Origin of the sequence: Micromonospora sp. NPDC051543, assembly GCF_044454415.1 — a bacterium.
In the GTDB taxonomy this organism is placed as follows: domain Bacteria; phylum Actinomycetota; class Actinomycetes; order Mycobacteriales; family Micromonosporaceae; genus Micromonospora.
Genome location: NZ_JBITDT010000005.1, coordinates 170502 through 196252, shown reverse-complemented (window position 1 = coordinate 196252; position 25751 = coordinate 170502). Strand labels below are relative to the sequence as shown.

The following is a 25751-nucleotide window of genomic DNA, read 5'->3' as shown; positions in this document are numbered from 1 at the left end:
CGTGCCGCCGGGCAGTGGCGCGCGGGGTTGATGGCGGGTCGGGCGGGTGGCCGGGATCATGGGGGCATGACCGAGGCCAGTCCCGAGTCGCGTCGGATGACGATCAGCGATCCGCAGGTGATGCGGGCGTTGGCGCATCCGGCCCGGATCGCGATCATCGAGTACCTGAGCAGCCGCGAGGGCGGCGGCACCGCCACCGAATGCGCCGAAATCGCGGGGTTGTCGCCGAGCGCTACCAGCTACCACCTTCGGGCGCTGGCGAAGTTCGGCCTGGTCGAGCAGGCGCCCAGCCGGGGGGACGCGCGGGAGCGGGTGTGGCGTACGCCGGGCGTCAGTTTGTGGGTCGACGCGGGCCGCGAGGCCGGTCCCGAGGGGCGTGCGGCTGAGCGGGCGCTGGTGGAGGCGCACGCCGCTCGTGGCATGGAACGGGCCCGGGACTGGTTGCGGCGGGCGGGGGATGAGCCTGCCGAGTGGTACGACGTGGCGCTGTCCAACGACACGCTGCTGCTGCTCACCGCGGAAGAGTTGGCCGCCCTGAATGAGGCGGTCCTGGCGCTGCTGCGGCCGTACCACCCTCGACGTCGTACCGACGCGCCGGCGGGCGCACGTTCCGTAGCGGTGCAGTACCGGACGGTGCCGCTGGCATAGACGGGGTTGTGTCGAACACTTGTGAAGGATTATTTTCGAAATATGTCCTTCACAAGTGACGCGTCGCGTTGGCCGGACGTCTGGATCGTCGCCGCGGCTCGCGGCACCACGATCTGCGGGGACTTCCTCGCCGCCACCGCGCTCGCGCTGGCCCTGCAGGGGGCCGGTGCCGGCGGGCTCGCCGTCTCGGGGCTGCTGCTCGCGGCCACCCTTCCCCTGGTGGTGCTGGCCCCGCTCGCCGGACGGCTTGCCGATCGTGTGGACAGCCGCACCCTGCTGGTGACGATCGGGCTGGCGCAGACCGCGATCTGCCTGCTGCTCGCCGTCGCCGACGACCCAGTCCTCGTCGTGGCCCTCGTGGCGCTGCTCGCCTGTGGTCTCGCGGTCACCCAGCCCTGCCTGGCGGCGCTGCTCCCGGCGATGGTCCGCCCCGCCGACCTGCCGCGGGCGAGCGCGATCAGCCAGACCGCCGTCTCCCTCGGCGCGCTCGGTGGTCCGGTGCTGGCCGGCCTGCTGGTAGGGCAGTTCGGCACCCGCGTACCACTGCTGATCGACGCCGCGACCTACCTCGCGCTCGTGGTCGCGGGCTTCGCGCTGCGAACTCGGCGCGGTGGTCGGCGACCCGCCAGCGACCAGCCCGACAGCACCGGGCAACCCGGCCGGGCCGAGCAGTCCAGCCGCGCCGAGCAGAACGCCGGTAGCCCGGTCGCGCCGGCCGGTACGGCGCAGGGCTGGCGGCTCCGCCGGGACCCGCTGATGGTCGTCATGGTGGTCAGTACCGCCGTGGTGATCGCGGCGATCGGTGGCATCAACGTGATCGAGGTGTTCTTCATCCGGGAGACCCTGCGTGGGTCGGCCACCACGTACGGCCTCGTCGGGGCCGCCTGGATGGCCGGGATGTTGCCGGGCGGCTGGCTAGCGGCGCAGCTCGTACGCCGGATCGCGGACGACGCTGCGCTGGTCCGCGGAGTGCTGATCACGCTGGCCGGGTGCAGTCTGATGGTGCTGCTTGCCGCGAGGGTGCCCGCTGCGGCCCTGCTGGTGCCACTTTGGCTGGTGGGCGGCGCGGCGAACGGCGCGGGGAACGTCTTCGCCAACCTCCTCACCGCTCGGCGGGTGCCCGAGGGGATGCGCGCCCGGGCGTACGCCACGTACGGCGCGGCCGTGCAGGGTGGCTCAATGGGTGGGTACCTGATCGGTGGCGCCCTGCTCACACGAATCCCACCTCGACCACTGATCGCGGGGGTGGGCGTGACCGGGCTCCTGGTGGTGCTGCTCTTCGTGCCGGTCGTCGCGCGGGCGGCCCGCCGGCTCGTCAGTGACGTGGCTGGCCGAGACCCGCAGGGCGGGTTAACGCGCAGCCCACCGAACGTGGGTGGCCGGCGGTGACGTCGTCGGAGCGTCCGCGATCGGGTGGGTCGGGTGCGGGGTTGGCCACTCCGGGCCGGCCCGCCGGGCTGGATCCCGAGGCCGGGGATACGGTCGGGTCATGGTTGAGCGCGTCGCACGCCCGCGGGTCGGGCACATCCAGTTCCTGAACTGCCTGCCGATCTACTGGGGCCTGATGCGCTCGGGCAGCCTGCTCGACGTAGACCTGCACAAGGACTCCCCGGACCGGCTGAGCGCGGCGCTGGTGGCCGGCGACCTCGACATCGGTCCGATCACGCTGATGGAGTACCTGAAGCACACCGACGAGCTGCTCCTCCTGCCGGACCTGGCGGTCGGCAGCGACGGGCCGGTGCTCTCGGTCAACATGGTCTCCACGCGGCCCCTCGCCGAGCTGGACGGCGCCCGCGTGGCGCTCGGCTCGACGTCGCGGACCGGGGTGATGCTGGCGCAGTTGCTGCTCACCGAGCGGTACGAGGTGCGGCCCGAGTACTTCCGCTGCCCTCCCGACCTGACCCAGATGCTGCTGGAGGCCGACGCCGGGGTCCTGATCGGGGACGTGGCGCTGCGGGCGTACTACGAGGCGCCGTTGCGGGGCCTCACCGTGACCGACCTGGGGCAGGCGTGGCGGGACTGGAGCGGGCTGCCGATGGTTTTCGCCGTCTGGGCGGTCCGCCGCGACTTCGCGGCCGCGCACCCGGGCCTGGTCAAGGAGGTGCACGAGGCGTTCCTGCGCTCGCGTGACCTCTGCCTCTCCGAGCTGGACCAGGTCGCCGAGGCGGCGGCGCGCTGGGAGGCGTTCGACGCGGCGACGCTGGCCACGTACTTCCGGGCCCTGGACTTCTCGCTCGGCGAGCGGCAGGTCGCCGGGCTGCGGGAGTTCGCCCGGCGGGTCGCCACGCTCGGCGAGGTCCCGGCGCTGCCCGCCGACGGCCCGGAGTTCTTCGCCGGCTGACCAGCCACCGCGCCGCGAAGTCGCCGTGCCGCGAAGCCGCGCCGTGCCGCGAAGTCGCCGGGCCGCGTAGCCGCCGTGCCGCGTAGCCGCCGCGCCGCGAAGCCGCTGAGGGCCGCGAAATAGACCGAGCACCGCTCTGCAGGACAGAGCGGTGCTCGGATGCGGAAGGACAGCCGCCGTCAGGTGCCGGGGCGCAGCAGCGCCTCGGTGATCTTCTGGCAGTTCTTCATGCCGTACTCGTAGCCCATGTTGATCGGGTAGCGGACCATCACGCCCATCGTCCAGGTGTCGCCGATGGCCAGGCAGTTGATGTGCATCTCCTGCTCGGCGGTCCGGTCGATCCACCCGTTCTTGATGGCGATCTGCTTCTGCTGCGCGGGCGGGAACGCCTTGCGGATACCGAAGTCTCCCGCGCCCCGGACCAGCTTCATCTCGTTGAGCAGCCACTTGGTCCACTTCGGCCCGGCGGCGGTGCCGGTGGCGATGCAGTTGCCCAGTCGCGCGGTGTCGCGGGGGGAGAGCGCGGTACGGGACCAACCCTTGTCCGGGGCGACGCTGCTGTCGGTCAGCTTGCACATGGAGAGCAGCCGCCGGATCGAGGCGTCCCGGCCGACCGAGTTGTAGAACTGCTCGGCCCGCGTGTTGTCGCTGTCCCGGATGATGCGGGTGGCGTCGGCGAGCTTCGCGTCGCTCGGTGTCTGGCCGGCCTCGGCGGCGCGGCGCAGGTAGTCGGCGACGATCCAGGACTTGATCAGCGAGGCGGTGGTGCTGGTCTCACCCATGTTCTTCGAACCGATGATCTTCCCGGTCCGGCGGTCGAGGACGCTCCAGGAGTACCAGCCCTCGATGTCGAGGTCGAGGTTCTTGGCCTGGAACGGCAGCGGCGTCAGCGAAGGGCTGGGGCTGGGGCTCGGCGGGGCCGGCTGGCGGGCACTGCGGTCGGTGGCCGCGTTGGTGGACCGGTCGCTGGTCGTCGCCTCGGAGTCACCCCACTTGGCGGCGGCGGCCGACTCGAACGGCGACCCGGGCAGCAGGCGTAGCGAGACCAGCACCAGCCCGATGAGGATGACCGCGACGGCGATCAGGCGCAGCGGCGACGTCTCGCCTCCACCACGTCGATCGGCACGCCGGTTCCCGGCCATCAGAGCTTCCCGACCGGCTGCTGCGGCACCTTGAGCGCGGCGCCGGGCTGCGGGGTGACCAGTTGGGTGGCGACGCTGGCGCAGACCTTCGCGCCGTAGCTCAGCCCTAGCTTGATCGAGTAGCGCAGCATCACCGCGAGACTCCACTTTCCGTTGACCGCGAGGCAGTTGACGTGCCAGTTTCCGTCGTAGGCGAGCGGAGTCCAGCCGTTCTTCATGCTGACCGGCCCCTGCGCGGTGATCGACTTGGGCAGGCCGTCGATGATCCCCCAACGGCCGCCACCGGAGCTGGCCTTCTGGTTGTCGGTGGTGCCGCGGACCTTGCTCATCTGGTCCAGCACCCACTTGGTCCACTTGGGGCCGGCAGCCTTGCCGTCGGCGATGCAGTCACCGAGCCGGGCCGCGTCGCGCGGGGACATCCGGGTGAAGCTCCAGTAGCCGGTGTAGGGCTCGACGTTGCCGCGCTTGGTGTCGGTCAGGCCGCAGATCTTGATCGCTCGCTGGATCACCGGGTCGGGGATGCTGCTCTTCGACGGCTTGTACGACCCCCCCGCGGCGGCGTGGATCTTGTTGGCCGCGGCGTCGTTGCTGTCGATGATGGCGAGGCTGGCCGCCTGTTTCAGCGAGGGGTCCGGCTCCCGGTCCTTGAGCTGGCGAAGGAAGTCGGAGACGATCCACGCCTTGATCATCGATTCGGTGGAGCTGGTCGCGCTCATGTTCGACGATCCGGAGATCTTGCCGGTCTTCCGGTCGAGCAACGCCCACGAGAAGAATTCGCCCTTGAACGCCACCGACACGCGGCCCGCGGCCAGCGTGGGAGGTGGTGGCGGGGCCGGCGCGGGCGCGGCGACGCTGCTGGTGGTGGTGCCGCCACCACTGCCGCCTTCGCCGGCGTCGCTGGACAGTCGGGCGTACGCGGTGGGGACCAGTAGGACGCCACCGAGAATCACCGCCACGACGGCGAACACCATGGTCACGCGAGATCGCATGAGTTGGGTGAGCTCCAGATGTCAGGGCCGGGGGGACCGGCTTCGTTGTCCGGGGCGACCGGTGCGTGCGCCGAGGCCGGGGGAGGTGGCCTCTGTGGAGCCGGCGTGGGGGCAGCCGATCGTGTGACCGGCAGAAGTCTACGTCCGGACGGGCCGATCGCCAGAGGTCGACACCAGGCAACGTGCGAAATCGGGAGGAAATCCCGAAACTTTGCGGCTTATGGGAGGTTTGACCATCTTTCCGTGAGCCACGTCATAAACGCCGATGTCGCGGTGGGTAGCGAAGATCTGCCTATCGGTGACGGAATGTCACTCGGGATTCCTGTTACACCCCCTAGTGCATTCGGGCGCAAGCTGTAACACTTGTCCTCATGTATGGCAACGACTTCTCCGCACCCGGCGACGCACCGGACGCGCCCGGCGCGGGCCTGCTCGGCGAGGTCGAAGCGGCCGAGGCCGAGCTGCGCGCCGCCGCCGCTCGTCAACGGCGCGGCGGCCCGGCACCGGACGAGGATCTGGCGGCCTACTTCACCGAGGTGGTCGACGCGGAGCAGAAGATCGAGCCGCGCGACTGGATGCCCGAGGCGTACCGGCGGACGCTGATCCGGCAGATCGCGCAGCACGCCCACTCCGAGATCATCGGCATGCAGCCCGAGGGCAACTGGATCAGTCGGGCGCCCTCGCTGAAGCGCAAGGCGATCCTGCTGGCCAAGGTCCAGGACGAGGCGGGCCACGGCCTCTACCTCTACGCCGCCGCCGAGACCCTCGGCATCAGCCGCGACGAACTGGTCCGGTTGCTGCTCGACGGCCGGCAGAAGTACAGCTCGATCTTCAACTACCCCACCCTGACCTGGGCCGACGTGGGCGCGATCGGTTGGCTGGTGGATGGTGCGGCGATCGTCAACCAGGTGCCCCTGTGCCGCTGCTCCTACGGGCCGTACGCCCGGGCCATGATCCGGGTCTGCAAGGAGGAGTCGTTCCACCAGCGCCAGGGGTACGAGATCCTGCACACCCTCGCGCACGGCACCCCGGCGCAGAAGGCCATGGCCCAGGACGCGGTCGACCGCTGGTGGTATCCGTCGCTGGCCATGTTCGGTCCGCCGGACGGCGACTCCACCCACTCCGCCCAGTCGATGGCCTGGAAGATCAAGCGCTTCTCGAACGACGACCTGCGCCAACGCTTCGTCGACATGTGCGTCGGGCAGGCCGAGGTCCTCGGGCTCCGCATTCCCGACGACGACCTGCGCTGGAACGAGGAGCGGCAGGCGTACGACTACAGCCAGCCGGACTACGACGAGCTGATGCGGGTCATCAAGGGCGACGGTCCGTGCAACCGCGAGCGGATGGCGCACCGTCGGGCCGCCCACGCCGACGGCGCATGGGTCCGCGAGGCCGCCGCGGCGTACGCCGCCAAGCGCGCCGACACGAGGGAGAAGGTGGCCGCGTGAGCAACGAACACTCGCCTCTGTGGGAGGTCTTCGTCCGGGCGCGGCGGGGCCTGTCGCACACCCACGTCGGCAGCCTGCACGCCCCGGACGCCGAGCTGGCCCTGCGCAATGCCCGTGACCTCTACACCCGCCGCCAGGAGGGCGTGTCGATCTGGGTGGTGCCGGCGGGCGCGATCACCGCGTCCAGCCCGGACGAGAAGGACGCCTTCTTCGACCCGGCCGCCGACAAGGTCTACCGGCACCCCACGTTCTACGAGGTACCGGACGGGGTGGCACACCTGTGAAGGGGCCCTTCGCCTTCACTCTCGGCCTGGGCGACGACGCGCTGGTCGCCGCGCAGCGCCTGGCCGAGTGGGCGACCCGCGCACCGGAGATGGAAGAGGACATCGCGCTCGCCAACATCGCCCTCGACCAGCTCGGCGCGGCCCGCCTGCTGCTGTCGTACGCGGGTGAGCTGGAAGCCGCGGGTCGGGACGAGGACGCGCTCGCGTACCTGCGCGACGACCGCGAGTTCCGCAACGTGCTCCTGGTCGAGCTGCCCAACGGCGACTTCGCGGTGACCATGGCGAAGCTGTTCTTCCTGGCGGCGTACCAGGTGCCGCTCTACACCGCGCTCGCCGGCTGCGCGGACGAGCGGCTGTCCGCGATCGGCGCGAAGGCGCGCAAGGAGTCCGCGTACCACCTGGACCACGGCGCGCTGTGGGTGAAGCGGCTCGGTGACGGCACCGAGGAGTCGCACCGCCGGATGCAGGAGGCCGTGGACCACGTCTGGCCGTACACCCATGAGCTCTTCGCGGCGGACCCGGCGGCGCCGGTCGATCCGGCGGGTCTGCGGCCGGCGTTCGACGAGGTCGTCGGTCCGGTGCTGGCCGAGGCGACGCTCACCCGTCCCGAGCGCGGCTGGGCACCGACCGGCGGACGGGCCGGCGTGCACACCGAGCACCTGTCCTACCTGCTGGCCGAGATGCAGGTGCTGCACCGCGCCCACCCGGGGGCGCAGTGGTGAGCGCGGGAGCGACCGCACAGCGGAGTCGGACCGACGCGTGGACGGCGGCGGCGAGCGTGGTGGACCCGGAGATCCGGGTGATCACCATCGACGAGCTGGGGATCCTCCGCGCGGTCGAGGAGGACCGGGGCACCGGTCGGGTCGTCGTCACCATCACCCCGACCTACACCGGCTGCCCCGCCATGGACGTGATCCGGGCCGACGTGCGCCGTGCCCTGGCGGCGGCCGGTCACCCGGACGTCGACGTGCGAACGGTCTACAGCCCACCGTGGAGCACCGACTGGATCTCCGACACCGGACGGGCCAAGCTCGCGTCCGCCGGGATCGCCCCGCCCGCCCCGGCGCCCGCCCCGGGCGTGGTGGCGTTGACCCTCGCGGTCCGCTGCCCGCTCTGCGGCTCGCCGGAGACCGAGCAGGTCAGCCGGTTCGGCTCGACCGCCTGCAAGGCGTTGTGGCGCTGCCGCTCCTGCTCCGAACCCTTCGACCACCTGAAGGCGCTGTGACAGTCACGATCACCCGGCCGGTCCGTCGTCGGCCGGCCTTCCACCCACTGTCGGTCGCGGCCGTCGACCGGCTCACCGACGACTCCGTGGCCGTCACCTTCGCCGTACCCGAGGAGTTGCGGGAGACCTTCGCGTTCCAGGCGGGCCAGCACCTGACGGTGCGGCGGGTGACCGACGACGGCGAGGACGTGCGCCGGTCGTACTCCATCTGCTCCACCCCCGACGACCTGGCCCGGCGCGGCCGGCTGCGGATCGGGGTGCGGGAGGTCCCCGGCGGCGCCTTCTCGGCCTTCGCGTGCGGCGCGTTGCGCGGCGGCGACACGGTCGACGTACTGCCCCCGCTGGGCGCCTTCACCACGGCGTTCGCGCCGGACCGGGTCCGCCACTACGGCGCGGTCGTCGCCGGCTCCGGCGTCACGCCGGTGCTCGGGCTGGTCGCGACGGCCCTGGCCGTCGAACCGGCCAGCACCTTCACCCTGGTGTACGGGAACCGCACGGCGAACACCGTGATGTTCGCCGAGGAGTTGGCCGACCTGAAGGACCGGTTCCCGTCCCGGCTGCACCTCGTGCACGTGCTGTCCCGGGAGCAGGGCGAGTCGCCGTTGCTGTCCGGACGGATCGACGCCGAACGGTTGGGGCGCCTGCTGGGCACCATCGTCCCGGACGAACTGATCGAGGAGTGGTTCCTCTGCGGGCCGTACGGCATGGTGGTCGACGCCCGGGAGGTGCTGGCCGCGCGGGGTCTGCCGGAGTCGGCCGTGCACACCGAGCTGTTCCACGTCGACGCGCCGCCCGAGCCGGTGGCGCGTCCCACCGAGCAGCCGGGCGTCGGGACCGACGTCACCATCGTCCTGGACGGCCGCTCGTCGAGCTTCACGATGGGCCGGGAGCAGCGGGTGCTGGACGCCGCGTTGAAGGTGCGCGGCGAACTGCCGTACGCCTGCAAGGGCGGTGTCTGCTCGACCTGCAAGGCGAAGGTCGTCGACGGGTCGGTCACGATGGCCCGCAACTACGCCCTGGAGCCGGACGAGGTGGCCGCCGGCTATGTGCTGACCTGCCAGTCCAGCCCGACCACCGACAAGCTCACGGTCGACTACGACGCCTGACGGCCGTGGCGGGCGGAGCGTCGTACTGGGGCGCTCGTCACCGGCGACCCAGGGGCGCGCCGGCCGCCGGGCGGCCGACGTAGGCTCGGGGTTGTGACGGTGAGCCGGGAGATCGACGACATCCTGCAGCGTGGCGCGGACGGCGGGCGGATCACGCCCGAGGAAGCCCTGCTGCTGTACACCGAGGCGCCCTTCCACGCGTTGGGCGAGGCGGCGGACGCGGTGCGCCGGCGGCGCTATCCGGACAACGTCGTCACCTACCTGATCGATCGCAACATCAACTACACGAACGTCTGCGTGACGGCGTGCAAGTTCTGCGCGTTCTACCGCGCGCCGAAGCACGCCGAGGGGTGGACGCACCCGACGGAGGAGATCCTGCGTCGCTGCGGCGAGGCGGTCGAGCTGGGCGCGACCCAGGTGATGCTCCAGGGCGGGCACCACCCGGACTACGGCGTCGAGTACTACGAGGAGCTGTTCTCCTCGGTCAAGCAGGCGTACCCGCAGCTGGCCATCCACTCGATCGGGCCGAGCGAGATCCTGCACATGGCCAAGGTCTCCGGCGTCAGCCTGGACGAGGCCATCGCCCGTATCAAGGCCGCCGGCCTCGACTCGATCGCCGGCGCCGGCGCGGAGATGCTGCCCGAGCGCCCGCGCAGGGCCATCGCCCCGCTCAAGGAGTCGGGCGAGCGCTGGCTGGAGGTCATGGAGCTGGCCCACCGGCAGGGTGTCGAGTCGACCGCGACCATGATGATGGGCACCGGCGAGACGCACGCCGAGCGGATCGAGCACCTGCGGATGATCCGCGACGTGCAGGACCGTACGGGCGGGTTCCGGTCGTTCATCCCGTGGACGTACCAGCCGGAGAACAACCACCTCAAGGGTCGTACGCAGGCGACCACGCTCGAGTACCTGCGACTGGTCGCGGTGGCCCGGCTCTTCTTCGAGACCGTGCCGCACCTACAGGCGTCCTGGCTGACCACCGGCAAGGACGTCGGGCAGCTCGCCCTGCACATGGGCGTGGACGACCTCGGGTCGATCATGCTGGAGGAGAACGTGATCTCCTCCGCCGGCGCCCGGCACCGCTCCAACCTGCACGAGCTGATCGGCATGATCCGCTCTGCCGACCGGATCCCGGCCCAGCGCGACACCCTCTACAACCGGCTGGCGGTGCACCACACGCCGGCCGACGACCCGACCGACGAGCGGGTGGTCTCGCACTTCTCCTCGATCGCGCTGCCGGGCGGCGGCGCGGGCCGGTCCCTGCCGCTCGTCGAGGTCAACTGAGGTACGTCGCGGCCGGCCGTTCGGCTGACCGGGGATCCTGCTTCCGCCTGCGTCCACTCGGCGGTACGGGTTCTCCCGGTCGGCTCGCCGGCGCATAGCCCGGTGTGGGTCTGGTGGAGATGATCGCCGACGGATAGCGTGCGGCCGTCTGGCTGAGGCGCGTCCTCCATCGGCCCATGAGGGTCGTTCACATAACGCACGGCGGTACGGGCGGGATGGGTGACCATCCCGCCCGATCCGTGTGCCGGGTCCAGGCCGGACGGTTGAAAACCGGCCGCCACGCTGGCGTGGGAGATCGACCTCCGATAACGTCCGCTCGTTCGGCGCAGCCGATCCTAATTTTCTTCCCTACCCCCGGGGGACTGATGACAGCGTTCCACCGCTCGGCCCTGGTTCGTGCCGGCGTCGTGGCCCTGCTCGCGGCCGGTGGCGTGGCCACCGTCGCCGCCCCGGCGCAGGCCGCCGACCAGGCCGACCTGGCCCTGGTGCCGCTCAGCTACGAGCTGGCTCAGGGCGTCAAGGCGGCCAAGGCCAAGCCGTTCAAGTTCCAGGTCGACAACACCCGAAGCACTGTCGACGCCAAGGACGTCCGGGTCACCGTGGAGACGAAGGGCCTGAAGAACCGCAAGGTCGGCGTCCTCGCGCCGGACGGCTGTGACGTCAAGGGCACGACCTTCACCTGCCTGCTCGGCGATCTGCCCGCCGGCACCACCGAGGACTTCGGCATCCCGGTCTTCTCCACCGGTGGTCGTGGCGCGGCCGGCACGCTGGTGGTCACCATCAGCTCAGCCAATCTCGGCGGCGACTCGGTCGAGCACGACATCACCGTCGCCAAGCCGGGTTACGACCTGACGACCTGGGTGCAGGACGTCTACGCCGACGTGACGGTGGACGGCGACGAGGCGGGCGAGTCCGGCCTCAAGCCGGTCAAGCGGGGCGACACCGCGCCGCTGGACTGGGCGGTCTACAACGACGGCAGCAAGAAGGCGACCGGCGTGGCGTACGGGATCACGCTGCCGGCCGGCGTCACCTTCGCCAAGCTGCCCGAGGGCTGCGTCGAGCAGCCGCTGGGCGGGTTCGCCAACGCCTACTGCGAGGACAGTGGCGTCGTGCTGAAGCCTGGGCAGTTCTACACGGGCGACGTCCGGGTGAAGATCGGCGAGGACGTCACCGAGTCGGTGCTCCGGCCCGGGTTCGTCTGGGCCGCCGGTCTCGAGGCCACCCAGGGCAGCCCCGAGGAGGAGCCGCGGGACGCTTCCGGCGCGCAGCGCCGGGCGTTCACCGAGACCGACGAGGTGGACAACACCGCGCAGTTCGACGTGTTCGTCGACCTGAGCGCGCAGCCGACCCCGACGCCGACCGTCACGCCGACGCCGACCGCGACTCCGACTCCGGGCGGCACGACGACGCCGGGCACGAGCACGTCGCCGACCACGGGCGGCGGTGGCTCCGGTGGCGGTGGGCTGCCGGTCACCGGTGTGCAGGCCGGCCTGATCGGCGGCATCGGTGGTCTGATCCTGCTCGCGGGCGGAGCGCTGCTGGTGCTCTCCCGCCGCCGCAAGGTCGTCATGGTCGCTCCCGGCGACGAGAAGTCGACCGACTGACACGCAGGCGCGACGCGAGGGCGGGGTGGGCGACCACCCCGCCCTCGCGCATGTGGGCGCGCCGACCACCGTGGGGTACGCGGACCCAGCGGCCGAGGGCTCGCGCGGGGCTGGCAGAGTGGACGGGGTGAGCCGTACCCCGCAGGGCCAGCGCGCCAGTCTCGACAAGCAACCGCACGAGGTCGCCGCGATGTTCGACGGCGTGGCCGAGCGCTACGACCTGACCAACACCGTGCTCGCCTTCGGGCAGGACCGCTCCTGGCGGCGGGCCACCCGCGCGGCTCTCGGGCTGCGACCCGGTGAGCGGGTGCTGGACGTGGGAGCGGGCACCGGTGTGTCGACCCGTGAGCTGGCCCAGTCCGGGGCGTACGCGGTCGGGGCGGACCTGTCGCTGGGGATGCTCCAGGTCGGCAAGCGGGTGCGTCCCGAGGTGCCGTTGCTGGCCGGTGACGCGCTGCGGCTGCCGTTCGCCGACGCGAGCTTCGACGCGGTGACCATCTCCTTCGCCCTGCGGAACGTCAACGACACCGACGCGGCGCTGCGCGAGCTGGCCCGGGTCACCCGGCCGGGCGGCCGGCTGGTGGTGTGCGAGTTCAGCACCCCGGTCAATCCGGTCTTCCGGACGGTGTACCTGTCGTACCTGATGCGGTCGCTGCCGGTGGTGGCCCGCGCGGTGTCGAGCAACCCCGACGCGTACGTCTATCTGGCCGAGTCGGTCCGGGCGTGGCCGGACCAGGCGGCGCTGGCCGGGCGGGTGGCCGCGGCGGGGTGGGGTCGGGTGGCGTGGCGCAACCTGACCGGCGGCGTGGTCGCGCTGCACCGGGCCGTCCGCGCGTAGTACGGCGAGACGTCCGCGCGTAGCACGCGAGACGCTTGCGCGTTTCAGGAATATCCGACTTTAGTCCACTTTGCGCCGTACGCTCGTCCGCATGACCGGAGCAGACCCGGCGAGCCCGGTGGCCGCCACCGACGACGACGCGGCCGAACTCATCACGCAGTTGCGCGCGCTGGCCGGCGCGGACCCGGCGGACGTCCGGCAGGTGGTCGCCGAGGTGCTGGCCGCCCTGGACCGTGCTGCGGGTGGCGCGCTACGGGAGCATCTACCGGAGACGATCCGGGTCGACGCCGGCCTGGACGCGCCCAGCCCGGCCTGACAGTCGACTGCTGTGGACGGTCGTCGGCTGTCACATCGGCGAGTTAGGTACCCCTGATCCTGCGCAGGTATGACGCCGGTCATACACTCGTCCCGTCTGGCTTGTGAAGCATTTCACGAGCGTGCGGGAGGAGGCGCGAATGACCGCGGTGGAACACGACGCCGATGTCATCGTCGTTGGCGCCGGTCCCGGTGGATCGGCAACTGCGTACCACCTGGCCCGGCACGGCGTACGGGTCCTGGTGTTGGAGAAGACCGAGTTCCCCCGGGAGAAGGTCTGCGGTGACGGACTGACCCCGCGTGCGGTGCGCCAGCTCATCCGGATGGGCGTGGACACCTCGCCCGAGGCCGGCTGGCTGCACAACAAGGGTCTGCGGGTCATCGGCGGCGGCGTACGCCTGGAACTGGACTGGCCGGAGCTGGCGAGCTTCCCGAACTACGGGCTGGTCCGTACCCGGCTGGACTTCGACGACCTGCTCGCCCAGCGCGCGGTCGCGGCCGGCGCCAAACTGCGGACCAACGTCAACGTGCTGGGCCCGGTGCTCGACGACGACGGCCGGGTGACCGGCGTGCAGGCGGAGGTGGGGCCCGGCAAGGAGCCCGCCACCTTCCACGCCCCGCTGGTCGTGGCCGCCGACGGTGTCTCCGGCCGGTTCCCGCTCGCGCTCGGGTTGGCCAAGCGGGAGGACCGGCCGATCGGCGTGGCCGTCCGCCGCTACTACCACTCGCCGGCCAAGCACGACGACGACTACCTGGAGTCGTGGCTGGAGTTGCGCAGCAAGGACAGCGGCGACAACCTGCTGCCCGGGTACGGCTGGATCTTCGGGCTCGGCGACGGGCGGGTCAACGTCGGTCTCGGCGTGCTCAACTCGTCGTCCGCGTTCGGCAAGACCAACTACCGCCGGCTGCTCACCGACTGGCTGGCCAACACCCCCGCCGAGTGGGGGATGACCGACGAGACCAACGCGGACGGCCCGATCCTCGGCGCAGCCCTGCCGATGGGCTTCAACCGGGTGCCGCACTACACCCGTGGCGTCCTGCTGGTCGGCGACTCCGGCGGCATGGTCAACCCGTTCAACGGCGAGGGCATCGCGTACGCGATGGAGTCCGGCGAACTGGCCGCGGAGGTGGCGGTGCAGGCGCTCGCGCGTCCGGCCGGGCCGGAGCGGGAGCGGGCGCTGATGGCGTACCCGAACGAGCTGAAGGCCCGCCTCGGCGGCTACTACCGCCTCGGCGGCATCTTCGTGAAACTGATCGGCCGCCCGGAGATCATGCGGATCGCCACCAAGCACGGCATGCCGCACCCGACGCTGATGCGTTTCGTGCTCAAGTTGCTGGCCAACCTGACCGACCCCCGGGGTGGGGACGCGATGGACCGGGTCATCAATGCGATGACAAAGGCGGCCCCAGCCGTCTAGTTGGGACGGCATCGGTGCTGGTCACAGCCTCGACGCCGACAAAGATCGACCCCCGCCGGCAGCCACCGCGAGGGACGTGAATAGTGTGATTTTCGTCAAGCACTGACGGCAGGGAAGGACGAGCAGGAGAAAACGATGTCGCTCTCGCCTTACGCACCGATCATCGGGCTGTTCGCCCTCGCCGCGGCGTTCTCGCTGTTTTCCGTCGGCGCCGCCCGCTTCGCCGGTCCCCGTCGTTACAACAAGGCCAAACTCGAGGCGTACGAGTGCGGCATCGAGCCCAGCCCGCAGCCGGTCGGCGGTGGGCGGTTCCCGATCAAGTTCTACCTGACGGCGATGCTCTTCATCGTCTTCGACATCGAGATCATCTTCCTCTACCCCTGGGCGGTCTCGTTCGACGCTCTGCCGATCTTCGGCTTCGTGGAGATGGTCCTGTTCATCGTCGCGGTCTTCGTTGCGTACGCCTACGTGTGGCGTCGCGGCGGCCTGGACTGGGACTGAGGAAGGAACGTCAGATGGGCATCGAGGAGAAGCTCCCCGCCGGCGTCCTGCTCACCTCGGTGGAGAAGCTGGTCAACTGGTCCCGGAAGTCGTCCGTGTGGGGCGCGACCTTCGGCCTGGCCTGCTGCGCCATCGAGATGATGGCCGCCGGTGGTCCGCACTACGACATGGGCCGCTGGGGCATGGAGGTCTTCCGGGCCTCGCCCCGGCAGGCCGACCTCATGATCGTGGCCGGCCGGGTGAGCCAGAAGATGGCGCCGGTGCTGCGCCAGATCTACGACCAGATGGCCGAGCCCCGCTGGGTGCTCTCGATGGGCGTCTGCGCCAGCAGCGGCGGCATGTTCAACAACTACGCCATCGTGCAGGGCGTCGACCACGTCGTACCCGTCGACATGTACCTGCCCGGCTGCCCGCCCCGGCCGGAGATGCTCATCGACGCGATCCTCAAGCTCCGCGAGAAGATCATGTACGAGCCGCTGGGCCCGAACGGTCGCAAGATGCTGGCGGCCCGCCAGGAGCGCGGCGACGTCCCGGTCGTGCCGTACGGCTCGATGCCGTCCTCCTACCGCAACGACAAGGCCCGGCGTGCCGAGTGGACCCAGGCGGTCCGCGAGGGGCGCGAGGAGCAGTTGCGGATCGAGAACTGGATGAACGCCCAGAACCATCTCCACCCGCAGGCAGGCCCGAAATGACGTCTCCGACGGACAAGACCAACGACGGCGGGGTGCCGGTGCCGGTGACGCCGCCCGGCGCCAGCGCGACCGCCCCGGCCGAGTACCCGACGGCCAGCCCGGCGGGTCGCGGGATGTTCGGCAACCAGGGCACCGGCGACGTGTCCGGCTACGGCGGCCTGGTCCGCCCGCGCCAGCCGATCGAGGAGGCCGCCCGGCCGTACGGCGGGTACTTCGACGAGGTCCGCGACGCGCTGGAGGAGGCGTACCCGGCCTTCGGCGACGCGATCGAGAAGGTGGTCGTCGACCGGGGCGAGCTGACCCTGCACGTCCGCCCCGAGCGGATCGCCGAGGTCTGCCAGGTGCTGCGCGACGACATGGCGCTGCGGTTCGAGCTGTGCTCCTCGGTGTCCGGGGTGGACTACCTCGGCGCCGACGAGCGCCGGCTGCACGCGGTCTACCTGCTCACCTCGATGACCTACCGGCGTCGGATCCGGCTGGAGGCCGCCGTCTCCGCCGAGTCTCCGCACCTGCCCAGCGTCACCGCCGTCTACCCGACGGCCGACTGGCAGGAGCGGGAGGCGTACGACATGTTCGGCATCGTCTTCGACGGCCACCCCAACCTGACCCGGATCCTCATGCCGGACGACTGGGAGGGCCACCCGCAGCGCAAGGACTACCCGCTCGGTGGCGTGCCCGTCGAGTACAAGGGCGCCGAGATCCCGCCGCCGGACCGGAGGAGGTCCTACCAGTGACCACGTCGAACTACGCGACCGAACGCGAGACCACCGAGGGCCGGGTCTTCACCGTCACGGGTGGGGACTGGGACACGGTCGTCTCGGGCACCGACCCGATCAACGACGAGCGCATCGTGGTCAACATGGGTCCGCAGCACCCGTCCACCCACGGGGTGCTCCGTCTGATCCTCGAACTGGAGGGCGAGACGGTCCGCGAGGCCCGCTCGGTCGTCGGCTACCTGCACACGGGCATCGAGAAGAACCTCGAGTACCGCAACTGGGTCCAGGGTTCGACGTTCGTGACGCGGATGGACTACCTCTCCCCGATCTTCAACGAGACGGCGTACGCGCTGGCCGTGGAGAAGCTCCTCGGCATCACCGACGACGTCACCGAGCGGGCCACCACCATCCGCGTGCTGATGATGGAGCTCAACCGGATCTCGTCGCACCTGGTCTGGCTGGCCACCACCGGCATGGAGCTGGGCGCCATCTCGATCATGCTGTACGGCTTCCGCGAGCGGGAGTACATCCTCGACATCTTCGAGACCATCACCGGCCTGCGGATGAACCACGCGTACGTCCGACCGGGCGGTGTGGCGCAGGACGTGCCGGACGACGCGATCCGCAAGATCCGCGAGTTCCTGAAGATGATGCCGAAGAAGCTCAAGGAGTACGAGGACCTGCTCTCCGGCCAGCCCATCTGGACCGAGCGGACGAAGGGCGTCGCGGTGCTGGACGTCACCGGCTGCGTGGCGCTCGGCATCACCGGTCCGGTGCTGCGCTCGGCCGGGCTCGCCTGGGACCTGCGCAAGACGATGCCGTACTGCGGCTACGAGACGTACGAGTTCGACGTGCCGACCCACCCCGACGGCGACGTGTGGGGCCGCTACCAGGTCCGGCTCGCCGAGATCCGTGAGTCGATGAAGCTGGTCGAGCAGGCGCTGGACCGGCTGCGTCCGGGCCCGGTGATGGTCGCCGACCGCAAGATCGCATGGCCCGCGCAGCTCGCCATCGGCGTCGACGGCATGGGCAACTCGCTGGAGCACGTCGCGAAGATCATGGGTCAGTCGATGGAGTCGCTGATCCACCACTTCAAGCTGGTCACCGAGGGCTTCCGGGTCCCGCCCGGCCAGGTGTACGTCGGCATCGAGTCGCCGCGCGGCGAGCTGGGCGTACACGCCGTCTCCGACGGTGGCACCCGGCCCTACCGGGTGCACTACCGGGAGCCGAGCTTCGTCAACCTCCAGGCCCTCCCGGCGATGGCCGAGGGTGGCCTGATCGCCGACGTGATCGCCGGCGGCGCCTCGCTGGATCCCGTGATGGGTGGTTGTGACCGATGACGACGACGTTCACTGACGAGACGCGGGAGCGGGCACGCGAGATCATCGCCCGCTACCCGGCGGACCGGTCCCGCTCGGCCCTGCTGCCGCTGCTGCACCTGGTCCAGTCCGAGGAGGGGTACGTCTCCCCGGCCGGCGTGACGTTCTGCGCCGAGGTGCTCGGGCTGAACAAGGCCCAGGTCGGTGCGGTCGCCACCTTCTACACCATGTACAAGCGCAAGCCCACCGGCGACTTCCTGGTCAGCGTCTGCACCAACACGATGTGCAACGTGCTGGGCGGCCAGGAGGTCTACGACACCCTCTCCGAGCACCTGGGTGTCGGGCACGACGAGACGACCGCCGACGGCACCATCACGTTGGAGCACGCCGAGTGCCTGGCGGCCTGCGACTACGGCCCGGTGATGACCGTCAACTACGACTTCTTCGACGGCGTGGACCCGTCCACCGCGGTCGGTGTGGTCGACGAGCTGCGGGCGGGCGGACGGCCGATGCCGACGCGCGGCGCGCGGCTGTGCACGCTGAAGGAGATGGCGGTGCAGCTCGCCGGTTTCGCCGACGAGCGCGACGGCGCGGTCGGCGACGGCGGGCCGGGCGAGCCGACCCTGCGGGGTCTGCGCTTGGCGCAGGAGCACGGCGTCTCGGTGCCGGGCTTCGACCCGAACACCCCGATCCGCAGCAAGGCCGAGGCCGACAAGGCAGCCGCCGAGGCGAAGGCGAAGGCGGAGGCCGCCAAGCCGGCACCCGTCGAGGCCACCACGGCACCGGTCAAGGGCGGCGACGGAGCGGCCACTCCGGCGGCGGCCCCCGCCACCCCGGTCACCAGCGGCGACGGCGCGGCCACCCCCACGGGTACGGCCGGCACCGCCGAGCGGGTCGAGCCGGAGGCGGCCACCGGCAGCACCGCACCGGACGTGAAGGCGCCGGACGACAAGTCGCCGCAGGTGCGTACCGCCGAGACCCGGCAGCCCGACGCGAAGACGGCCGTGCCGGACGCGCCCGGCACGAAGGCGCCGGCGGAGACCTCGCCGCCGGCCCCGCGCGACGCGCAGGCGGCCGAGGCTGCCGGCGCGGCGGCCAACGCCCCGGCCGGCGACGGTAAGCCCGCCGGTGACTCGACCGGCGCGCAGGAGCGCAACCTCACCGAAGCGTCGGCGGACGCGGATGGCACGGACCCCGCCGCCGCGAACGAAACGGGGGCCCACAAGTGACCACTCCCCGCCCAGAGACGCTGGCCAAGCTGACGCCGGTGCTGACCAAGCGCTGGTTGTCACCGGACGCCTGGCGGATCGGCACCTACGAGCAGCTCGACGGCTACGCCGCCCTGCGCAAGGCCCTCAAGGCCCACCCGGACGACCTGATCCAGCTGATCAAGGACTCCGGGCTGCGCGGTCGTGGCGGCGCCGGCTTCCCCACCGGTCTCAAGTGGGGCTTCATCCCGCAGGGTGACGGCAAGCCGCACTACCTGGTGGTCAACGCCGACGAGGGCGAGCCGGGCACCTGCAAGGACCTCCCGCTGATGACCCACGATCCGCACGCGCTGGTCGAGGGCGTGATCATCGCGTCGTACGCGATCCGGGCCAGCCGCGCCTACATCTACATCCGGGGCGAGGCCGTGCACGCGGCCCGGCGGCTGCGCAACGCCGTCCAGGAGGCGTACGACAAGGGCTACCTGGGTCGCAACATCCTGCGCAGCGGCTTCGACCTGGAGCTGGTCGTGCACTCCGGCGCCGGGGCGTACATCTGCGGCGAGGAGACGGCGCTGCTCGACTCTCTGGAGGGGTTCCGGGGGCAGCCCCGGCTGCGCCCGCCGTTCCCGGCCACCCACGGCCTGTACGCCAGCCCGACGGTGGTGAACAACGTCGGCACCATCGCCAGCGTGCCGCCGATCGTGCTCGGTGGGGCCGACTGGTGGAAGTCAATGGGCACCGAGAAGTCCTCCGGACCGATGATCTACTCGCTGTCCGGGCGGATCAACAACCCGGGCCAGTACGAGTGCTCGATGGGTGTCACGCTGCGCGAGCTGCTGGAACTTGCCGGCGGCATGCAGCCCGGTCACAACCTGCGGTTCTGGACCCCGGGTGGATCGTCGACCCCGCTGCTCGCCGCCGAGCACCTGGACGTGCCGCTGGACTTCGAGGGCGTGGCGGCGGCCGGCTCGATCCTGGGCACCACGGCCACGCAGATCTTCTCCGACCAGGACTGCCCGGTCTACGCGACGTACCGGTGGCTGGAGTTCTACCACCACGAGTCGTGTGGCAAGTGCACCCCGTGCCGGGAGGGCAACTACTGGATGGTCCGGGTCTACCGGCGGATCCTCTCCGGCCAGGGCACCCACGAGGACCTGGACACCCTCCTGGACACCTGCGACAACATCCTCGGCCGCTCGTTCTGCGGCCTGGGTGACGGCGCTACCAGCTCGGTGACCTCGTCCCTGAAGTACTTCAAGCAGGACTACCTCGACTACATCGAGGGTCGCAAAGCTCCCATGCTGTCGGAGAAGACCCTGGTAGGGGCGCACTGATGACCGACGTAGCCAAGCAGACCGAGACCGTCACCCTCACCATCGACGGCGTCGAGGTCACCGCCCCCAAGGGGGCGCTGCTGATCCGGGTCGCCGAGCAGATGGGCACCGAGATCCCCCGGTTCTGCGACCATCCGCTGCTGGCCCCGGCCGGCGCGTGCCGACAGTGCCTGGTCGAGGTGGAGGGGCAGCGCAAGCCGGTCGCCTCCTGCACCCAGACCGTCGCCGACGGCATGGTCGTCCGGACCCAGCTCACCTCCCCGGTCGCCCAGAAGGCGCAGGAGGGGGTGATGGAGCTGCTGCTCCTCAACCACCCGCTCGACTGCCCGATGTGCGACAAGGGCGGTGAGTGCCCGCTGCAGAACCAGGCGATGTCCACCGGCCGCACCGACTCGCGCTTCCACGAGCACAAGCGCGAGTACGAGAAGCCGATGGCGATCAGCAGCCAGGTGCTGCTGGACCGCGAGCGCTGCGTGCTCTGCCAGCGCTGCACCCGGTTCTCCGAGGAGATCGCCGGTGACAAGTTCATCGACCTGATGGGCCGGTCGTCCGCCGAGGAAATCAACATCTACCGGGACGACGCGTACGGCGAGCAGGGTGACGACGGCGATGTGCCGTTCAACTCCTACTTCTCCGGCAACACCGTGCAGATCTGCCCGGTGGGGGCGCTGACCGGCGCGCAGTACCGGTTCCGGGCCCGCCCGTTCGACCTGGTGTCCAGCCCGAGCGTCTGCGAGCACTGCTCGGCCGGCTGCGGGCAGCGCACCGACTGGCGGCGCGGCAAGGTGCTGCGCCGGCTCGCCGGTGACGAGCCGGCCGTGAACGAGGAGTGGAACTGCGACAAGGGTCGGTGGGGTTTCCAGTACACCCGGGCCGCCGACCGCCTGACCAACCCGTTGGTCCGCGACGAGCACACCGGTGAGCTGCGGGAGGCGTCCTGGAGTGAGGCGCTGACCCGGGCCGCCGAGGGGCTGCACGCGGCCCGCGAGGGCGGCCAGGGCACGGCGGTGCTCACCGGCGGTCGGCTGACCGTCGAGGACGCCTACGCGTACGCGAAGTTCGCCCGGGTCGCGCTGAACACCAACGACATCGACTTCCGGGCCCGGCCGGTCTCCCGCGAGGAGGCCGACTTCCTGGCCAGCTCGGTCGCCGGGGTCACCGACGTCACCTACACCGACGTGGAGAACGCGCCGGCCGTGGTGCTGGTGGGCCTGGAGCCGGAAGAGGAGTGCCCGATCCTCTTCCTGCGGCTGCGCAAGGCGTACCTCAAGAAGACCCTGACGGTGTACGCGCTGGCGCCGTTCGCCACCCGGGGCCTGGAGAAGCTCGGCGCCAAGCTGGCCCGGGTCGTGCCGGGCGAGGAGGCGAGCGTGCTCGCCGAGCACGCCACGGTCACCGAGGCGCTCAGCGCGCCGGGCGCGATCCTCATCGTGGGTGAGCGGCTGGCCGGTGTGCCGGGCGGGCTCTCCGCCGCGGCGGACGTGGCCCGGCGTACCGGTGCGAAGCTGGCCTGGGTGCCGCGGCGCGCGGGTGACCGCGGCGCGGTCGACGCGGGCTGCCTGCCCAACCTGCTCCCCGGGGGCCGGCTGGTCAACGAGCCGGCCGCGCGGGCCGAGCTGGGTGAGGCGTGGGACATTCCGGCCGGGGTGATCCCCAGCCAGGCCGGTCGGGACACCGACGGCATCCTGGCGGCGGCGGCCAACGGGCAGCTCGGCGCGCTTGTGGTCGGCGGCGTCGACCCGGCCGACCTGGCCGACCCGCGGCTGGCCGAGGCCGCGCTGGACGCGGTGCCGTTCCTGGTCAGCCTGGAACTGCGCGCCAGCGCGGTGACCCGGCGGGCCGACGTGGTGCTGCCGGTCGCCCCGGTGGTCGAGAAGGCCGGCAGCTTCCTCGACTGGGAGGGCCGGCTGCGTCCGTTCGAGGCGGTGCTGAACACCGCCGCGATGACCGACGGGCGGGTCCTCGACGCGCTGGCCGCGCTCCTCGACGTTCGCCTCGGCACCGCCGACGTGCCGAGTGTCCGCCGCGAGCTGGGTTCGCTGCCGGCCACGCGCACGACCCGGCCGTCCGCGCCGTCGGTGTCGCCGGGCACGGTGCCGCACCCGGGAGCCGGCGAGGCCGTGCTGTCGACCTGGCACCAGCTCGTCGACAACGGCACCCTGACCGAGGGCGACGAGAACCTCGCCGGGACCGCCCGCCTGCCGGTGGTCCGGCTGGGCAAGGCCACCGCCGAGGCGCTCGGTGTCGCCGACGGTGACGCGGTCACGGTCGGCACCGACCGGGGTGCGCTGACCCTGCCGGCGGAGATCACCGAAATGCCGGACGGCGTGGTCTGGCTGCCCACGAACTCACCCGGTTCGACCGTGCGACGCAGCCTCGGGGCGACGTCCGGCACGGTCGTCCGGATCTCCGTCCCCGCATCGGGTACGGCCATCCCGGCCGGGCGCGTGGCGGCCGACGAGACCATCCTCAGTTCTGGGGGTAACCAGTGAACTCGATCGTCCTGGCTCAGGACCCGACGCTTGCCGACTTCGGTCGGGATCCGTGGTGGCTGGTTCTCGGCAAGATTGTCTTCGCCTTCGCGTTCGGTCTGCTGGCCACCCTGCTCGGTGTCTGGTTCGAACGGCGCGTGGTCGGTTACATGCAGGTGCGGCCCGGCCCGAACCAGGTCGGCCCGCTCGGCCTGCTGCAGACCCTCGCCGACGGCCTGAAGATGGCTTTCAAGGAGGACATCCTCCCGAAGGCGGCCGACAAGGTCGTCTACTTCTTCGCACCGACGATCTCGGTGATCTGCGCGGTCACCGCGCTGTCGGTGGTGCCGTTCGGCCCGATGGTGAGCATCTTCGGCCACCACACGCCGTTGCAGGTCACCGACGTGCCGGTGGCCGTGCTCCTGCTGCTGGCCTGCTCCTCCATGGGCGTCTACGGCATCGTGCTGGGCGGTTGGGCCTCCGGCTCGACGTACCCGCTGCTCGGCGGTCTCCGGTCGAGCGCCCAGATGATCTCGTACGAGGTCGCGATGGGCCTCTCCATCGTGGCGGTCTTCATGACCGCCGGCACGATGAGCACCAGCGGGATCGTCGCCGCACAGGGTGACGCCACCCGGCTGACCATCTTCGGCACCGAGATCCCGGCCCCGGGCTGGTACGCGATCCTGCTGCTGCCCAGCTTCGTCATCTTCTTCATCGCCACGGTGGGTGAGACCAACCGGGCGCCGTTCGACCTGCCCGAGGCCGAGTCCGAGCTGGTCGCCGGCTTCATGACCGAGTACAGCTCGCTGAAGTTCGCGCTCTTCATGCTCAGCGAGTACGTCGCGATGGTGACCATGTCCGCGGTCACCACCACGCTGTTCCTCGGCGGCTGGCGGGCACCCTGGCCGATCACGCTGTGGGAGGGCGCCAACTCCGGTTGGTGGCCGATGCTCTGGTTCTTCGGCAAGGTGATCGCTCTGGTCTTCGTCTTCGTGTGGCTGCGCGGCACGCTGCCCCGACTGCGCTACGACCAGTTCATGCGCTTCGGCTGGAAGGTGCTGCTGCCGATCAACCTGGTCTGGATCCTGGTCCTGTCGGGCCTGCGCTCGATCGAGGACTGGGACACGCGCGGCAAGGTCATCGCCGTCAGCATCCCGGCCGGCATCCTGCTGCTCGCCACGCTCTTCTGGCCGAGCCGGAAGCCGCAGCCGAAGCCGACCACGCAGGAGCAGGTCGACAGCCGGCCGTACGGGAGCTTCCCGCTGCCGCCGATGGATCTACAGGTACCACCGAGCCCGCGTATCACGCGCGTGGTCGCCGAGCGGGAGCCGGCCAACATCGTCGCCGGCTCGGACTCCAGGGAGGTGTGACGTGGGCGCGATCACCGGAACGTTCAAGGGATTCGGTGTCACCTTCTCGCACATGTTCAGGAAGGTCGTCACGACCGACTATCCGTTCAAGCCGCCGGTGTCGGCGCCGCGCTACCACGGGCGGCACATCCTCAACCGGCACCCGGACGGCCTGGAGAAGTGCATCGGCTGCGAGCTGTGCGCCTGGGCCTGCCCGGCGGACGCGATCTACGTCGAGGGCGGCGACAACACCGACGAGCAGCGCTTCTCGCCGGGTGAGCGGTACGCCAGCACCTACCAGATCAACTACGCGCGGTGCATCTTCTGCGGACTGTGCATCGAGGCCTGCCCGACCCGTTCGCTGACCATGAGCAACGAGTACGAGCTGGCCCGGGACAACCGACAGGACCTGATCTTCACCAAGGAGCAGTTGCTCGCCCCGCTGTTGGAGGGCATGGAGCAGCCGCCGCACCCGATGCGGCTGGGTGACAGCGAGAAGGACTACTACGTCGGCGCGCTGGACAACCCGGGCACCTCCGCCGGAGCCGAGACGTCGCCGATGGGCCCCGGCCGCTACCAGGTCGAGGAGCACCCCGGCGTGACGTTCCCGGGCGCCGAGCAGGCCGCCCAGCGTGCGGCGGTCGGCAAGGGAGAGAACGCATGACCACGTCTACGGTGCTCGCCGCGGCGGGCGGGGTGTCCGGCGGCGAGCAGGTCACCTTCTGGATCCTCGCGCCGCTCGCGCTGATCGGCGCGATCGGGATGGTGGCGGCCCGCAACGCGGTGCACTCGGCGCTCTGGCTGGTGCTGACCATGCTCTGCCTGGGCGTGTTCTACGTGCTCCAGGCCGGGCCCTTCATCGGCATGGTGCAGATCATCGTCTACACCGGCGCGATCATGATGCTCTTCCTTTTCGTGCTGATGCTCGTCGGTCGGGACGCGTCCGACTCGCTGATCGAGACCCTGCGTGGTCAGCGGGTCGCCGCGATCGTGCTGGGGCTGGGCTTCGCCGGCCTCGTCGGCGGCGCCCTGTACCGGGCCGTCGAGGGCTCCACCGCCGTCGGCCTGGACGAGGCCAACGCGGAGGGGAACGTGCAGGGCATCGCCCGGCTGCTCTTCACGAAGTACGTCTTCGCGTTCGAGCTGACCTCGGCGCTCCTGATCACGGCGGCGGTCGGCGCCATGGTGCTCGCGCACGTCGAGCGGCGCAAGCAGGACAAGATGGACCAGCCGTCGACCATGCGGGCCCGCTTCGCGCCGGGCAACTACCCGGGCCCCAAGCCGGGCCCCGGCGTCTTCGCGACCTCCTCCTCGGTGGCCACCCCGGCGCGACTGCCGGACGGCCGGCTCACCGAGCGGAGCACGCCGGACATCCTGCCGGTGCGTGAGCTGACCGCGCAGGAGACCACTCTGAAGGGGACCGACCGGTGAGCGCGAGGAGTGCAGCGAAGCGGAGCCCCGCAGTCGCGAACGAAAGGCAGGCCCGGTGAGCGCGAGGAGTGCAGCGAAGCGGAGCCCC

General features: G+C 70.9%; 24 protein-coding genes and 1 pseudogene. 23 read left to right on the top strand and 2 right to left on the bottom strand.

What is annotated here, in order from left to right; all coding sequences use genetic code 11:
* Window positions 1–66 precede the first annotated feature (66 nt).
* The 3 genes from ACIA3K_RS11015 (at window position 67) to ACIA3K_RS11005 (ending at window position 2989) form a co-directional block, all read left to right on the top strand.
* On the top strand, window positions 67–648 hold the full coding sequence (locus tag ACIA3K_RS11015; RefSeq protein ID WP_396800514.1) for an ArsR/SmtB family transcription factor: 582 nt from the start codon (window positions 67–69) through the stop codon (window positions 646–648).
* 42 nt (window positions 649–690) lie between these two features.
* The gene (locus tag ACIA3K_RS11010; RefSeq protein WP_396800511.1) at window positions 691–2037 is read left to right on the top strand and encodes an MFS transporter; all 1347 of its coding nucleotides are present in this window, start codon (window positions 691–693) and stop codon (window positions 2035–2037) included.
* Window positions 2038–2137: 100 nt separating this feature from the next.
* Complete coding sequence (locus tag ACIA3K_RS11005) at window positions 2138–2989, top strand: menaquinone biosynthetic enzyme MqnA/MqnD family protein (protein WP_396800510.1); 852 nt, start codon at window positions 2138–2140, stop codon at window positions 2987–2989.
* A gap of 179 nt (window positions 2990–3168) precedes the next feature.
* On the opposite strand, the gene ACIA3K_RS11000 is transcribed toward ACIA3K_RS11005, so the two are convergent.
* Both ACIA3K_RS11000 and ACIA3K_RS10995 read right to left on the bottom strand, forming a co-directional pair.
* Window positions 3169–4131: a hypothetical protein gene (locus ACIA3K_RS11000; protein ID WP_396800508.1), complete on the bottom strand. Its 963-nt coding sequence runs from the start codon at window positions 4129–4131 to the stop codon at window positions 3169–3171.
* Window positions 4131–5120, bottom strand: a complete 990-nt coding sequence (locus ACIA3K_RS10995; RefSeq protein ID WP_396800507.1) for a hypothetical protein — start codon at window positions 5118–5120, stop codon at window positions 4131–4133. Before ACIA3K_RS10995 ends, ACIA3K_RS11000 begins: the two co-directional genes overlap by 1 nt.
* Window positions 5121–5491: 371 nt before the next feature.
* Between ACIA3K_RS10995 and paaA the strand changes: the two genes are divergently transcribed.
* The 20 genes and pseudogenes from paaA to ACIA3K_RS10895 all read left to right on the top strand — a co-directional run bounded on the left by paaA (window position 5492) and on the right by ACIA3K_RS10895 (window position 25663).
* Window positions 5492–6568 (top strand): 1,2-phenylacetyl-CoA epoxidase subunit PaaA, encoded by a 1077-nt coding sequence (paaA, locus tag ACIA3K_RS10990; RefSeq protein WP_396800506.1) that lies wholly within the window; start codon window positions 5492–5494, stop codon window positions 6566–6568.
* Window positions 6565–6852, top strand: coding sequence for a 1,2-phenylacetyl-CoA epoxidase subunit PaaB (paaB, locus tag ACIA3K_RS10985; RefSeq protein WP_266248073.1), 288 nt, complete (start codon window positions 6565–6567; stop codon window positions 6850–6852). Before paaA ends, paaB begins: the two co-directional genes overlap by 4 nt.
* Entirely contained in the window at window positions 6849–7574 is a 726-nt protein-coding gene (paaC, locus tag ACIA3K_RS10980) for a 1,2-phenylacetyl-CoA epoxidase subunit PaaC (protein WP_396800503.1), read from the top strand. Before paaB ends, paaC begins: the two co-directional genes overlap by 4 nt.
* The gene (paaD, locus tag ACIA3K_RS10975) at window positions 7571–8077 is read left to right on the top strand and encodes a 1,2-phenylacetyl-CoA epoxidase subunit PaaD (RefSeq protein WP_396800502.1); all 507 of its coding nucleotides are present in this window, start codon (window positions 7571–7573) and stop codon (window positions 8075–8077) included. Before paaC ends, paaD begins: the two co-directional genes overlap by 4 nt.
* Window positions 8074–9183: a 1,2-phenylacetyl-CoA epoxidase subunit PaaE gene (gene paaE, locus ACIA3K_RS10970; protein ID WP_396800500.1), complete on the top strand. Its 1110-nt coding sequence runs from the start codon at window positions 8074–8076 to the stop codon at window positions 9181–9183. Before paaD ends, paaE begins: the two co-directional genes overlap by 4 nt.
* 93 nt (window positions 9184–9276) lie before the next feature.
* Window positions 9277–10467, top strand: a complete 1191-nt coding sequence (gene mqnC, locus ACIA3K_RS10965; RefSeq protein ID WP_396800498.1) for a cyclic dehypoxanthinyl futalosine synthase — start codon at window positions 9277–9279, stop codon at window positions 10465–10467.
* Between the two features lie 365 nt (window positions 10468–10832).
* Window positions 10833–12071, top strand: a complete 1239-nt coding sequence (locus ACIA3K_RS10960) for an LPXTG cell wall anchor domain-containing protein (protein ID WP_396800497.1) — start codon at window positions 10833–10835, stop codon at window positions 12069–12071.
* Window positions 12072–12198: 127 nt separating this feature from the next.
* Window positions 12199–12909 carry a demethylmenaquinone methyltransferase gene (locus ACIA3K_RS10955; protein WP_396800495.1) on the top strand — a complete coding sequence of 237 codons (711 nt, stop codon included), beginning with the start codon at window positions 12199–12201 and terminating at the stop codon, window positions 12907–12909.
* 91 nt (window positions 12910–13000) lie between these two features.
* A complete protein-coding gene (locus ACIA3K_RS10950) occupies window positions 13001–13225 on the top strand; it encodes a hypothetical protein (RefSeq protein ID WP_355048274.1) in 225 nt (74 codons plus the stop codon).
* A gap of 139 nt (window positions 13226–13364) precedes the next feature.
* On the top strand, window positions 13365–14642 hold the full coding sequence (locus ACIA3K_RS10945) for a geranylgeranyl reductase family protein (protein WP_396800493.1): 1278 nt from the start codon (window positions 13365–13367) through the stop codon (window positions 14640–14642).
* 135 nt (window positions 14643–14777) lie between these two features.
* Complete coding sequence (locus tag ACIA3K_RS10940; RefSeq protein WP_007454588.1) at window positions 14778–15143, top strand: NADH-quinone oxidoreductase subunit A; 366 nt, start codon at window positions 14778–14780, stop codon at window positions 15141–15143.
* A 14-nt stretch (window positions 15144–15157) separates the two neighbouring features.
* Entirely contained in the window at window positions 15158–15835 is a 678-nt protein-coding gene (locus ACIA3K_RS10935) for an NADH-quinone oxidoreductase subunit B family protein (RefSeq protein WP_007454590.1), read from the top strand.
* Window positions 15832–16569, top strand: coding sequence for an NADH-quinone oxidoreductase subunit C (locus tag ACIA3K_RS10930; RefSeq protein WP_396800491.1), 738 nt, complete (start codon window positions 15832–15834; stop codon window positions 16567–16569). Before ACIA3K_RS10935 ends, ACIA3K_RS10930 begins: the two co-directional genes overlap by 4 nt.
* On the top strand, window positions 16566–17891 hold the full coding sequence (locus ACIA3K_RS10925) for an NADH-quinone oxidoreductase subunit D (RefSeq protein WP_396800490.1): 1326 nt from the start codon (window positions 16566–16568) through the stop codon (window positions 17889–17891). The genes ACIA3K_RS10930 and ACIA3K_RS10925 overlap by 4 nt, the downstream gene beginning before the upstream one ends.
* A pseudogene (gene nuoE, locus ACIA3K_RS10920) lies at window positions 17888–18638 on the top strand (NADH-quinone oxidoreductase subunit NuoE); the annotation flags it as partial. The gene ACIA3K_RS10925 and the pseudogene nuoE, both read left to right, overlap by 4 nt.
* A 457-nt stretch (window positions 18639–19095) precedes the next feature.
* Window positions 19096–20412, top strand: a complete 1317-nt coding sequence (nuoF, locus tag ACIA3K_RS10915) for an NADH-quinone oxidoreductase subunit NuoF (RefSeq protein ID WP_396800489.1) — start codon at window positions 19096–19098, stop codon at window positions 20410–20412.
* A complete protein-coding gene (locus ACIA3K_RS10910) occupies window positions 20412–22904 on the top strand; it encodes an NADH-quinone oxidoreductase subunit G (RefSeq protein WP_396800488.1) in 2493 nt (830 codons plus the stop codon). The genes nuoF and ACIA3K_RS10910 overlap by 1 nt, the downstream gene beginning before the upstream one ends.
* Window positions 22901–24253: an NADH-quinone oxidoreductase subunit NuoH gene (gene nuoH / locus ACIA3K_RS10905; RefSeq protein ID WP_355048267.1), complete on the top strand. Its 1353-nt coding sequence runs from the start codon at window positions 22901–22903 to the stop codon at window positions 24251–24253. The genes ACIA3K_RS10910 and nuoH overlap by 4 nt, the downstream gene beginning before the upstream one ends.
* 1 nt (window position 24254) lies before the next feature.
* Window positions 24255–24896 carry an NADH-quinone oxidoreductase subunit NuoI gene (gene nuoI, locus ACIA3K_RS10900; protein ID WP_355048266.1) on the top strand — a complete coding sequence of 214 codons (642 nt, stop codon included), beginning with the start codon at window positions 24255–24257 and terminating at the stop codon, window positions 24894–24896.
* Complete coding sequence (locus ACIA3K_RS10895) at window positions 24893–25663, top strand: NADH-quinone oxidoreductase subunit J (RefSeq protein ID WP_396800486.1); 771 nt, start codon at window positions 24893–24895, stop codon at window positions 25661–25663. Before nuoI ends, ACIA3K_RS10895 begins: the two co-directional genes overlap by 4 nt.
* The last annotated feature ends 88 nt before the right edge of the window (window positions 25664–25751 follow it).